At 39.2% G+C, this 12,286-nt stretch carries 13 protein-coding genes, 1 tRNA gene and 1 rRNA gene; 1 reads left to right on the top strand and 14 read right to left on the bottom strand.

Annotated elements, in window-relative coordinates; translation table 11 throughout:
* Positions 1 to 129: 129 nt before the first annotated feature.
* Genes AB3329_RS11230 through AB3329_RS11245 form a run of 4 tightly spaced genes read right to left on the bottom strand, consistent with a single transcriptional unit; the run spans position 130 to position 2,580 of the window.
* A complete protein-coding gene (locus tag AB3329_RS11230; RefSeq protein ID WP_368396233.1) occupies positions 130 to 1,086 on the bottom strand; it encodes a glutathione S-transferase family protein in 957 nt (318 codons plus the stop codon).
* Entirely contained in the window at positions 1,083 to 1,229 is a 147-nt protein-coding gene (locus tag AB3329_RS11235; RefSeq protein ID WP_368396235.1) for a ribosome-binding factor A, read from the bottom strand. The genes AB3329_RS11230 and AB3329_RS11235 overlap by 4 nt, the downstream gene beginning before the upstream one ends.
* 1 nt (position 1,230) lies before the next feature.
* Positions 1,231 to 1,716 carry a GNAT family N-acetyltransferase gene (locus AB3329_RS11240; RefSeq protein WP_368396236.1) on the bottom strand — a complete coding sequence of 162 codons (486 nt, stop codon included), beginning with the start codon at positions 1,714 to 1,716 and terminating at the stop codon, positions 1,231 to 1,233.
* Positions 1,717 to 1,725: 9 nt separating this feature from the next.
* Positions 1,726 to 2,580: a transporter substrate-binding domain-containing protein gene (locus AB3329_RS11245; RefSeq protein WP_368396237.1), complete on the bottom strand. Its 855-nt coding sequence runs from the start codon at positions 2,578 to 2,580 to the stop codon at positions 1,726 to 1,728.
* Positions 2,581 to 2,752: 172 nt separating this feature from the next.
* Here AB3329_RS11245 and pepV point away from each other — a divergent pair, with 172 nt between their 5' ends.
* Positions 2,753 to 4,153, top strand: a complete 1,401-nt coding sequence (gene pepV, locus AB3329_RS11250; RefSeq protein ID WP_368396239.1) for a dipeptidase PepV — start codon at positions 2,753 to 2,755, stop codon at positions 4,151 to 4,153.
* A 132-nt stretch (positions 4,154 to 4,285) separates the two neighbouring features.
* On the opposite strand, the gene AB3329_RS11255 is transcribed toward pepV, so the two are convergent.
* From AB3329_RS11255 to rrf, 10 genes are all read right to left on the bottom strand, one after another.
* Positions 4,286 to 4,519, bottom strand: coding sequence for a glutathione binding-like protein (locus tag AB3329_RS11255; RefSeq protein WP_368396249.1), 234 nt, complete (start codon positions 4,517 to 4,519; stop codon positions 4,286 to 4,288).
* Positions 4,520 to 4,756: 237 nt separating this feature from the next.
* On the bottom strand, positions 4,757 to 5,461 hold the full coding sequence (locus tag AB3329_RS11260; protein WP_368396241.1) for a gamma-glutamyl-gamma-aminobutyrate hydrolase family protein: 705 nt from the start codon (positions 5,459 to 5,461) through the stop codon (positions 4,757 to 4,759).
* Positions 5,454 to 6,362: an ATP-binding cassette domain-containing protein gene (locus tag AB3329_RS11265; RefSeq protein ID WP_368396242.1), complete on the bottom strand. Its 909-nt coding sequence runs from the start codon at positions 6,360 to 6,362 to the stop codon at positions 5,454 to 5,456. The genes AB3329_RS11260 and AB3329_RS11265 overlap by 8 nt, the downstream gene beginning before the upstream one ends.
* 1 nt (position 6,363) lies before the next feature.
* The gene (locus tag AB3329_RS11270; RefSeq protein WP_368396243.1) at positions 6,364 to 7,227 is read right to left on the bottom strand and encodes an ABC transporter ATP-binding protein; all 864 of its coding nucleotides are present in this window, start codon (positions 7,225 to 7,227) and stop codon (positions 6,364 to 6,366) included.
* A gap of 1 nt (position 7,228) precedes the next feature.
* Positions 7,229 to 8,062, bottom strand: coding sequence for an ABC transporter permease (locus AB3329_RS11275; RefSeq protein WP_368396244.1), 834 nt, complete (start codon positions 8,060 to 8,062; stop codon positions 7,229 to 7,231).
* The gene (locus tag AB3329_RS11280; RefSeq protein WP_368396245.1) at positions 8,059 to 9,018 is read right to left on the bottom strand and encodes an ABC transporter permease; all 960 of its coding nucleotides are present in this window, start codon (positions 9,016 to 9,018) and stop codon (positions 8,059 to 8,061) included. The genes AB3329_RS11275 and AB3329_RS11280 overlap by 4 nt, the downstream gene beginning before the upstream one ends.
* 59 nt (positions 9,019 to 9,077) lie before the next feature.
* Positions 9,078 to 10,664, bottom strand: coding sequence for an ABC transporter substrate-binding protein (locus AB3329_RS11285; protein WP_368396246.1), 1,587 nt, complete (start codon positions 10,662 to 10,664; stop codon positions 9,078 to 9,080).
* A gap of 23 nt (positions 10,665 to 10,687) precedes the next feature.
* Positions 10,688 to 11,821 carry an amidohydrolase gene (locus AB3329_RS11290; RefSeq protein ID WP_368396248.1) on the bottom strand — a complete coding sequence of 378 codons (1,134 nt, stop codon included), beginning with the start codon at positions 11,819 to 11,821 and terminating at the stop codon, positions 10,688 to 10,690.
* A gap of 267 nt (positions 11,822 to 12,088) precedes the next feature.
* A tRNA-Asn gene (locus AB3329_RS11295) sits at positions 12,089 to 12,162 on the bottom strand.
* Positions 12,163 to 12,167: 5 nt separating this feature from the next.
* Positions 12,168 to 12,283: ribosomal RNA gene (rrf, locus tag AB3329_RS11300) — 5S ribosomal RNA — on the bottom strand.
* Between the last annotated feature and the right edge of the window lie 3 nt (positions 12,284 to 12,286).

Below are 12,286 nucleotides of genomic sequence, written 5' to 3' on the forward strand. Positions count from 1 at the left end.
TGCACATGTCCTTGGTCAAGCTAGCGAAAAATGTCATTTTTCGCTAGGTGTTTTTAGTGCGCCCTAGTTTACTGAATGTCAACTAAAGTTTTGACAACTTTATCTTGACTTTTTACCACTAGACTTTAATTAAATATAGTGACAACTAGCACGGTCATGCGGCAAATTCCAAGTGCTTAAATCGGGACCTTTGGGTAAAATTTGATGGGGATTATCGATAGCACTTAGATGATAGTGTTTTTTGATATGGTCAAAATTGGTTGTCTCTTTAAAAGCTTCTTGCTGATAAAGGTCACGCGCATAGCCCCAAAGATTGGGAAAATCAATTAAACGATTGCGATTACAGCGAAAACCATTATAGTAGGCAATATCAAAACGAACCAGAGACACGTAAAGTCGAATATCAGAATCCGTTACCCGCTCACCGAATAGATATCGACTGTGGGCTAATCTTTCTTCTATTTCATCCAACCGTTGAAATAAGTTATCATAGGCTTCTTCATAAGCTTTTTGACTCGTAGCAAAGCCTGCTTTGTAAACACCATTGTTAATATCATGAAAAATAATGTCATTCAAAATATCAATATCATCACGTAATTCCTCTGGATAAAGGTCAGGAGCTTCTGTACTATGAAATGGCGCCCAATCCGTTTCCCAAATTTTCAACAAATGATAAAAGTCGTTATTAACGACTTTTTCTGTCTGTAAATCTACCACGGCTGGAACAGTAAAGCGCCCTTGATAAGAAGAATCAGTTTTTAAATACAATTCGCTTAAATAATGGACACCCAGAACAGGATCTGTTTTATTTTCGCCCAAACTGAACTCCCAGTCTGTTCGATTAACACCTACAGGGCGAATAGGATTAACGACACCTACGCTAATAACATTTTCCAGCCCTAATAGTTTTAAAGCAATTAACTGTCTATGTGCCCAAGGACAAGCATACGAAACGATTAACCTATAACGGTTCTTCTCAACAGGTAACTGCCCCTCTTCTTTTCCAAAAGGAGTTGTAAATCTTGTTTTTTGGCGTTTAAAATGTCCTGAATTATCTACTTCTTTGCTAACAAACTCTGTCGTCATAGCCCTTCCCTGCTTTCTCTTTCTTCTAAAAATAGAAATGAAATATCTTCTAAATATCCATTTGCCTGCAGGCTTGTTAAGCGATATATCATTGAACGCGCATCATCTTCGTAAATCAAAAGGGATTTTAAAAGTTTTTTCATGCTAATACCGTCCTTTCTCACTATCAAAACGATAATTTTCCGGTAAAAAGAACCCTTCATCTTCCATCCATTGCAAACTTTCAGGTGTTCCATGGTCAAAATAAGCAAAGGCTGTTTTGCTCCGCCTGAAGCCGTATTTCTCATATAAAGTCAGTGTTTGCGGATGTGTATAGAGGATAATATTAATTCCTTTCATTTTTTCCAACAGAGTTGTTATAATTGTATGCCCAATATGCTGACCTTGGTAGTCCGCATTAACAGCGACATTATAAATTGCTCCTTGTGAAACAAAATCGGTCAAAGCACGTCCAACCCCAATCACTTTATTTCTATCCTTAATATAAACAGTGATATCGCTGTTACGGAAAGACTTTTCAGTTTGCTTGACATCTGTATTGCTAGCAAGCCCTGCTGAATGCAAAACATCAGCAACCTGTTGAAAATCCACCTTATCCGAATCTGTTTCAATTGTATATTTAAAAGTCATAACAATCTCCTAGTTATCATAAGTTGGTGAATAATCTTCATCAAAATACTTTTCGTTAATCTGTTTAGAAGTTCCGTCTTCAACGATTTCTTTAAGCGCAGTATTAATATCCTCTGCTAGTTGCGTTTCTTCTTTTCCGACCACAAAATAACTGTATGGTTCAGACATTAAGGCTGAAGACAAATCTCCGCTAATCATTTTACCCGTTAAATCCAAATTATATTCTTTTTGATAGTATTCGAACATCGGTTTATCCATAACGAGAAAATCATATTTACCACTTTCAACTCCCTCAAGCTGTGATTTTAAATCCTCAGAAGAATAATTGAGTTCAATCGTACTATCTGGGTTCGCTTTATTATATTCTTCAATTGCTGTCGTTGAATTTACACCTGATGACCCAACTGTCGATAAACCAGCTAAATCCGACCATTCATCAGCTGCTTTAGTTTTATCACTGCCGTTTTTAAAAATAACGACGTAAGCATTTTTAAAAATTGGATCTGTAAAAAGATAATTCTTTTCACGCTCTTCATTTTTAGCTAAATTATTCACTGCAATGTGATAGCGCCCAGAGGTCAGACCCGAAAATATGGATGAGAATTCAACTTTGACGATTTTTAGTTTGTACTGAGGCAGTTTTTCAAAAACAGCTTTGATTAATTCAATATTTTGTCCAGTTAGTTCACCGTCTTCCTCGTAAGTAAATGGTTTGGGTGACCCACTTGTTGCCGCAACAACTATATTTTTTTCACTAGAGTCGGACTTGGTTTCACCAGTCTTTTTCGTTAGTTTATTAAAAATCAATACCCCCACTAATACCACTGCGATAATAGAAACAAGCCATTTTACTTTTTTCTCCATTGCCATTCCCCCTAAAGGTTTTATTAAGTACAACTATCTTACCATCACCTCATAAGTCTGCATAATCTATCTTTTTTATAGCTATTCATAATTTTTTTTAATAGCTCAAAGACTGGTCTTCTTCTTATTTTTAAGGTAATATGATAAAAAATTATTAGGAGGTCAATCGCTTATGATAAATTGGGCAAAAGTTATCAAACCATATAAAGAAGAACTGCTAACAGATTTAGATGGTCTGCTCCGCATTCCTTCAGTCAAAAATTTAAAAACGGCTTCGGCTGATGCTCCCTTTGGAACCTCTATTCAAGAGGCTTTAGACTATATTCTAGAGCTGGGCAAGCGTGACGGCTTTACAGCCAAAGATGTTGACCACTATGCAGGCCATTTAGAGATTGGACAGGGAGATAAATTACTGGGGATTCTCAGTCATCTGGATGTTGTTCCCGCCGACCCTAGTCAGTGGAAGACCAATCCTTTTATTCCTACTATTAAGAATAATCGGCTATATGCCCGGGGAGCTTTAGATGATAAAGGTCCAGCACTACTGGCTTACTATGCCATAAAAATTCTTAAAGATCTAGGAGTGACATGGAATCAACGCATTCGACTCATCTATGGTACTGACGAAGAAAATGATTGGAGAGGTGTTCACTATTATTTTACTAAAGAAGAAATGCCTAACTATGGAATTGTTCCTGACGGCATCTTCCCTCTGATTTATGCAGAAAAAGGTGTTATTTCTATTGATTTAACTAAGGACCTTCATTCCGAAAACTTAGTAGAGTTCAAAAGCGGCTCCGCCTACAATGTTGTTCCTGATTTTGCCAGTGCCAAATTAGTTTACCATGCAGACTTAGAAAATGATTTCTCTGCCTTCCTGGAACAATACGGACTCAAAGGACATTTTGCAAAAACTGAGGACTATCAACATCTGAAGATATTTGGTCATTCTGCACATGCCGCTAGTCCCTCTGGCGGAACCAATGCGGTGCTTCATCTCACCCATTTCTTGACAAACTTAACTTGGGACGAGTCCGCAAACAATTTTTTTAAATTTATCAATCACTATCTCTTTGATGACTTTACAGGTCAGTCTTTTGGCATAGATTTTAACGATAGCAAGTTGGGTAATGTGACTATTAACACAGCCTTTGTGACCATTGAGGAAGGCAAGGCTAAAATCGGGCTCAATCTGCGTTATCCAGCTAGTTATGATTTTGAGATACATTATCAAAAACTAAGTCAAGTAGCTAAACAGCACAATATAGCTGCTACCGTCATCTCACATAAGTTACCTAGTTACTCTAATATTGACAATCCTGAAACAAAGATCCTCCTAGAAACCTATCGTAAACACACAAATGACCAATCACCACCGCTAGCGATTGGTGGTATTACCTACAGTCGTATTTTTGAACGGGGTATGACCTTTGGGCCAGCTTTTCTGGGTAAACCAGCAACGCTGCACCAACCTAACGAGTATATCGAACTTGACGACCTCTTTAAGGGGCTAGAAATTTATTTAGATGCCCTTTATCAAATTGCTACTGCTGAAGGTCAGACAGCCGATTAAAACCTAAAAGAAGCTTATATTGGGCCTCTTTCGTCTATTATGAGAAACCTTCACTGCCTTTTGGACCATGAAAAATAAGGCGATAGGGGTTATGATCCTTTAACAAAGATAGAAAAGCGGTTTTCTTTTCCGTCACAATATCAATGCTATCGGCAATCTCTGGCAACTGAAAAGTTTGGTTACATAAGTTTTGAGGTGTTCGTAATCAAAACTTTTAGCAAAGTTGATCTTGCTTAAATAGTAATCAATGTGATCAAGGCGCAACAAAGTCTGATAGAGCAATTTATCAGCTTCTGATACCTGATTGCCAACTAAGTAAGGTGACAGCCCCAAACATTGATCGATGAGCTCAAAAGCATCTGAAATCTGATGAGATCAGTGGTCTAAGTCTGTTTGAAAAGTTGCTTGACCTGCTAGTTTAATGGGAGCGATGAGATAATCCTGCAAATACTGAATTTCAACTTGAACATTGCGATGCGCATAAATCAGGCGTTGCTCGTCTTGTGTCAAAAAAAATAAATGTCGGATTATTGGACAAATGCTCTCGACTTGCAGGTTTCAAATTCAAAAATTCTCAAAGCAAGAACTTTTGAAATAGTAATACTAAACTTGTTTAGCGGCTTTAGCTTTTTCAACCAGATCATCAAACAGCGATTGGTCACTTACCGATTGGTCAATAAGAAATTCTGGATGCCATTGGACAGCTAATAAAGGATAATTAGGAAGTTCAACTGCTTCAATCGTCCCATCTCGTGGATCACGCGCTGTAACAACTAAATTTTGTCCCAGTTTGTCTAAGGATTGATGATGTTCTGAATTGACAGATCCTCCAGAGATAAATAGGCGCGATAGGTCACTGCCTTCTACCGCTTCTATCTGGTGGGCAAGCTGCAGTGGTGAACCTAGTGCATGGCTGGAAATTTCTTGGTTAAGCGTTCCTCCTAAAGCAACATTTAGGAGTTGCATCCCACGGCAAACTGCCAGAATAGGCTTCCGTTGTGCCAAAGCTTCTTTTATCAAGGCTAATTCAAAACGATCACGGTTAATGTCATAATCATTTTTTTCCGTCTGACGTTCTTGACCATAAAAACTTGGATGAACATCCTGCCCACCCGTCAGCAGCAAAGCATCAATAGCAGCCATGTAATCTTTAGCTTCGTCTTCCGTACTGACTGGCAAATAAACGGGTAAACCGCCTGCCTTTTTTACACCGTCAGCAAAATTACGAGATGACGAAAGATGTATGATTGGTAAATCAGGTGCTACTGGTTTTTCATTTGCTGAAATGCCAATAAGAACTTTAGGCATGACTGGCCTCCTTATCTACACGAACAAAGTGGTCCTCACCAAACTGCCGCCATTCATAATCATCAGATAAATCAAATTTTTGGATAGAATCGTCTATTTGTAATAGCTTTTCTTTAGCTAATCTAGGATCTAGTTCGGGTTTTGCTGCTAATAAGTATTTGGAGTAGGCATGTTGAGGATGACTAAAGAGATGTTCAGCAGGCGCAATTTCCACCAGTTTTCCACGATAGAGTACTGCAATACGGTCTGAAATATGACGAACAACAGACAAATCGTGTGAAATGAACAAGTAAGACAAATTTAATTCTGCTTGTAAATCTTTGAGCAGATTCAAAATTTGTGACTGAATAGACACATCAAGAGCTGAGGTTGGCTCATCACAGACAATAAAGTCAGGATGATTAACCACTGCTCGTGCAATACCGATTCTCTGACGCTGACCACCTGAAAATTCGCGTGGTAATTTTTGCACAGCCTCCCCCTCAATGCCAACTAACCTTAGAATAGCAACTGCTTTTTCTCTGGCTTCTTCTTTGCGCAGTCCCCGTAACGGTTCTTGAACCAGCTCCAGCGCAGTCATTCGCGGATTGAGAGCAGAGTAAGGATCTTGAAAAATAATTTGCAGCTGGCTGGCTATCTGACGTTTTTCTTTGACTGACAAATCATGAATACTCTTCCCCTCAAAAAAAACTTGACCATTATCAATGCTTTCTAACCCTAAAATAATGCGCCCCAAAGTGGTCTTCCCAGAGCCCGATTCTCCAACCAAACCTAAGGTCTCACCTTTGCGAATAGAAAGACTGAGATTGTCGACAGCAGTCACCGAAATCTTATCTTGCTGTCGTTTTCCACTTTTAAAAGCCTTGCTAACTCCTTCTATCTCAATAATATTTTCAACCATGTCATTCCTCTTCTAAGTAGCGATGTGTCTCATTGACCTCTATAAAGGACCAAGTTTTGTTGTCTTGTTCATCATTATAGACAATTTGGTCGTCACTATCTAGGTCTGCTGCTTTCAATAATTTTTTCGTATAAGTATGCTGCGGCGAGTAGAAAATATCTTCCACAGTTCCTTCTTCCACCACACGCCCTTGGTACATCACCTTGACATAATCGCACATACCAGCAATAACACCAAAATCATGGCTAACTAAAATAATAGATAAATTAGTATCCAACTGTAGTTTTTTGAGTAAACTAAGAATTTGAGCTTGGATGGTTACGTCCAGCGCTGTTGTGGGTTCATCTGCAATCAATAATTCTGGTTTCGCCACTAAAGCCATAGCGATCATAATCCGTTGACGCATCCCTCCAGATAATTCAAATGGATACTGATTCAAACGCTTTTTAGGTTCTGTGATTCCGACTTTAGTCAAAATAGTTACTGCTAATTTTTCAGCATCTTCATCGCTGATCTCGTCGTCGTTTCTAAAAATAATCTCTGCTAGATGGTAAGAAATCTTGCGCAAGGGATTAAGCGAAGTCATCGGATCCTGAAAAATCATGGCAATAGGAAGTTGGGCAGCATCTGTAACTATCTCACCTTGGAAAGTAAAAGTTTCAAACTGTGCGTTAATTTTTTCTGGCAAGATACCCATGATTGATTTCATAGAAATACTTTTACCTGAACCTGATTCGCCAATAATACCGACAATAGAACCTTTAGGAACTTGAAAATCAATGCCCTTAACTAGCTGAAGATTCTCATGTCCTCTCTGATGATACGTTACCGTCAGACCTTTTACATCTACAATGGTCTCTGTCATCTTATATCTCCCTTTGAATATATGATTTGAAAACTTCACTTAAATTGTTAATGGAATAAATGGTCAATAATATAAATACCCCTGGTAAAATCGCCATATGTGGTGCACGCTGTAAGCTGCTTTGTGCATTTTGGAGCAAACTCCCCCAAGATGACATAGGGTATTGAATTCCCATTCCCAAGAAAGATAAAGCCGATTCCGTCATAATGGCGCTCGATATACTGTTAGTCGCCGCTACAATCAATGTTGGTAAGATATTTGGAATAATATGACGTAAAATAATCTTTGTTCTACTCTCACCAATAAACTCACTATAAATCACATATTCTCGATTTTTAACCGAAAGTATTTCAGCACGGATAAGACGAGAAATCCCCATCCATGAAAAGCCACCAATAACAATAATAATCGTGGTTAAACCAGGTCGTAAAAAGACACTCAAAACAATGACCAGAACCAACCAAGGAATTGATGAGAGAATTTCGACCAGACGCATGAGAATATTGTCTACCCAACCGCCAAAATAGCCAGACAGCACACCAACTAAGGTTCCAATAAGAGTTGATGCCAGCATAGCTGATATGGCAACAATGAGTGAAACGCAGCCTCCGTAGATAACGCGAATAAAGTAATCACGTCCCAAATCATCCGTCCCAAACCAATGCGATAAACTAGGACCTTGCCAAACATTTGTCACATCTGTCGCCGTCGGGCTAAATGGAAATAGCGGTGCAGCAACAGACAAAATAATCAAAAACAAAAGAAAGAAGAAAGAGAAAGCATTAAGACGCGAAGAGAGAATCGCCCGCCAAATTTTAGCAAGTTGTATTTTCATTTGGCACCAGCCTTTCTAATACGAGGATCGACGACAAAATAAAGAATATCGGATAAAAGATTACCTGAAATAACCAAGTTTGATGAAATCAGCAAAACGGCCATGATGATAGGGTAATCAAGATTGCTAGTAGCGCTAGTCAAATAAGTTCCAATACCAGGCCATCCATAAATATTTTCCGAAATAATGGCACCAGTTACAAACATCGGTAAAGCCTGTCCAATGCGTGTCACAATGGGAATCCAAATATTCCGCAAAACATGATGACTAAAAATCTCTGACTGATTAGCATGAAAAGCCCGCTGAACTGTCACATAATCTTCTCCAACCTGTTCAATTGCTGACGAGCGAATATATCGCAGTAATTCTGGAAAATAGGCAATAATCAAAGTTAGATAAGGTAAAATAAGATGTTTGAGTAAATCTAACATATTCCCTTCTTGTCCACTTGAATGCATGCCAGTAATAGGTAACCAATTGAGCTTATAACCAAATAGATATATCAAAAGCATCCCAAACCAGAAAGTAGGCGTTCCCATACCGATTGAAGCAAGCGCATTGACAAATTTATCCCAGAAATGTCCTTTATTAGCAGCCGCAACCAATCCTAAGACACTAGCTAAAACGAGAGAAGTCACATAGGCTGGTATGACAATCATCAACGTATTTGGAATTTTAACTGCCAATTCTGACGAAATATTTGACTGTGTAATCAAAGAATTTCCAAAGTCTCCTCGCAATACGTTGAGTAGCCAATGCACATATTGAACCAAGAAAGGATCATTGAGACCATTTTTCTCACGTAATAAATCAATTTGCTCTTGTGTCATGTTAGGTGTTGTTAGTGTATCCACGACATCAAAGGGAGCAATCTGAATTAAGGCAAAGACAATAAAGGAAATAATAAGCAACAGGGGAATTGCCTGTAACAGTCGCTTACCAATGTATTTCCACATAGTTTTTCTCCTATTATCCAAAAGGCTGAGAACAGCTCTATTCTCAGCCCAACTATCAATCATTTTACGTCCAATTCAGCCCAGTCACCAAAGGTATAAATTGGGTATAGATTTTCCGTTTCAATGCCAGTCACACGGTTATTAGCTGTAATAATCCCCTTATCAGAAGAAATCGGGTAGATAACCGCTTGGTCAGCCAATTCTGTTTGTAACGCATTGTAAACTTCTTTACGGTCGTCTTCGTCAAGTGTTGTTGCACCTTCTGCAAAGAAGGCATCAATATCGCTGTTTGCTAACTTGAAGTAGTTTGAAGCACCGCCAGTTTGGAAAAGACGTTTGTAAGTGTCAGGATCGTTACCCATACTATATGAACGAAGGAAGAGCGGGTATTTGGTAGTACCGTCAGTCTTCAATTCAGCCAAAATAGTATCACCATCACCACCTTCAAGGTTAACAGTCACACCAATCTCTGACAGTTCTTCTTGAATAATAGCTGCTTCTTTAACAAAAATATCATTTGAAGAATCATAAGCCAATGTAAAGGTCAAGTCAGAGGCGCCTGCTTCCTCCAAGAGTTCCTTAGCTTTTTCAATATTTTGTGCGTAGCTTGGTGTTTTCTTATAGTAGGAAGCATTGTCGCTTGGTAAGAATGATTTAGCTTCAAGATAGTAATCCTTAGAGTCGAAGACACCTGTATTGATTTCATCACGATCCAAAGCATAAAAAATCGCTTGTCGGATACGGCTATCAGTGATAATTTCAGAGTTAATGCCAAGGTAGTTAATACCACCCGCTGAATACGTATATGATGTCACATCACTATTTCTCAAGTCAGCAATATCCGTTGATGAGATAGAGGCAATACCAACTTCACCATTTTGAAGAGCTACTTTGAGTGTATCTGAGTTAGAAATAATCTTAACGTCAATAGTATACACATTGACATCACCACCATAGTAGTACTTATTAGCTGTCAATTTAAGACCGCTGCCTGATGTGTAGCTTCCCAAAACATAAGGACCGGTCCCGACCGTTGGATAAACACCCAAATCATTGACAGAGAAATCAGAAATATCATTATAAACATGCTCTGGAATGATATAAGTTTCATTGGTAATATTATTCACCGCTGCAGCGCTGGCACTTGGAAGGTTGAACTGGACAGTGTAATCGTCCAGTTTTTCAACGGATAGTGGTTCATCACCGATCCAAAGACTTTCGTATTTTCCATTTTCTTTCTTGGCTTTTTCAGTGTAAGTGAAGACAACATCATCAGCAGTGAAATCTTCGCCATCTGACCATTTGACATCATCACGCAGTTTTACTGTGATGGTTTTACCATCTTCCGATTGTTCAATATCAGTTGCCAATTCATAAGTGACCGTTCCATCGTTATTGGTTCTAGATAATGGAGAATAAATCATATTAATAGTCTTCAATCCCCAGAGGTCATTTGAATTGATTGGGTTCAGCGACACAGGATCACCTCCAAATCCGTAGGTCAAACTCTTGTTTTTGGACGATGAAGCTGTTGTTGACTGACTCGTGTTGTTTTGAGCAGCAAACCAAGCTACTGCTACTATAATAACCACAATAATTGCTGCGATAATGGTATAAAGCCTTTTTTGATTCTTCCGTCTTTTCATATATTCCTGCTTTCTAAAAACGATTAACCATAATACTCCAATAAATAAAGAGCACTTTCAACAAAATAATGAACAGCAACTGGCAAGGCTTCATCACGCACGATAAAATCATCATGATGCCAGTCTGGTGCACCGTCCTCCCCGTTTGAACCTACAAAAGCAAACACCCCAGGAATTTTTTCCTGATAAGCCGCGAAATCTTCTCCTCCTGTTGATGGCAATGTTTCGATAACCTCAGCAAACTTCTTAGAATTTTCAAAGATTAAGGGCGTTATTGTTGTGTCATTAAAGGTCACCCTAGGAGAATTTCCCCAAACAATCTCAACGTCTGCTCCAAATTGCTCTGCTGTAGTCTGAACCATTTTGGTAAACTTATCGACAACTGACAAGCGGATATCAGGGTCGAATGTTCTGATTGTTCCTTCAAAGAAACCTTTAGCAGGCAGAACATTCCATGTGTTGCCAACATCGATGTGTGTCACTGACAGCACTGCTGACTGGAACGGAGACACTGCCCTTGATACAATGCTTTGCAAATTATTGACAATTGTCGTAATAACTAAAACAGTATCGATACCCAAATCAGGCCTTGCTGCATGTGCACTAACACCTCTGACAGTAACTTTAAACTGTTCAACACCGGCCATAATAGCACCTGATCGTAAACCAAGCTGACCTGGTTTCAAATGAGGATTATTGTGATAACCAACAATAGCTGATACACCCTCAATACCTCCAGCAGCAATCACCTGATGCCCACCTTGAAAATTTTCTTCTGCCGGCTGAAAAATGAGACGTACAGTCCCCTTTAACTCTGCCTCCTTCTGTTTCAAAACTTCTGCTACTCCCAGCAGACTTGTTTGATGAAAATCGTGTCCGCATGCGTGCATCGCTCCGTTATGACTAGCGTAATCAAGATTTGTCTTCTCGTGAATGGGCAAGGCATCTATATCAGCCCTCAAAGCAATAACAGGTTCCCCATAGCCAATCTCAGCGATCACTCCTGTTTTAAGCGGATAATCTAGAGGCTTAATACCAAGATTTCTAAGATGCTCCTTGATATAAGCAGTTGTTTCATATTCATTTTCAGAAACTTCCGGATGTTGATGAATATAATGACGAACAGCCGTTAATTTTTGATAAAAAGTATCTGACAATCCTCTGCCCCCCTATATCTTTTAGGTTGCTACTATCTTACCATCTTGTTACGAACCTGCATACTTTATTTTAGTTATGGCATAGCATAACTAAAATTTATAGATATCAGTGAAAAATAGAGATAGGAGGTGCATCATCCAGTGGATGGTGCACCTCCTATCTCTGCTGGCTAGAACGTTATTGTTCGCAGAAAGGAGATCATCTGGGATTTACATATCAAAAAAAGCTGAGACTCTCTTGTCTCAGCTTTTTTCAATTCTATACTACTCCGCCAGTAGGACTCGAACCTACGACATCATGATTAACAGTCATGCGCTACTACCAACTGAGCTATGGCGGAATTTAGCTAAGCAACTCCCTTATCTCGCAGGGGGAAACCCCCAACTACTTCCGGCGTGCTAGGGCTTAACGACTGTGGTCGGCATGGGTACAGGTGTATCCCCTAGGCTAGCGTCACTTAACTC

Origin of the sequence: Streptococcus huangxiaojuni, from assembly GCF_040930515.1 — a bacterium.
GTDB lineage: Bacteria > Bacillota > Bacilli > Lactobacillales > Streptococcaceae > Streptococcus > Streptococcus huangxiaojuni.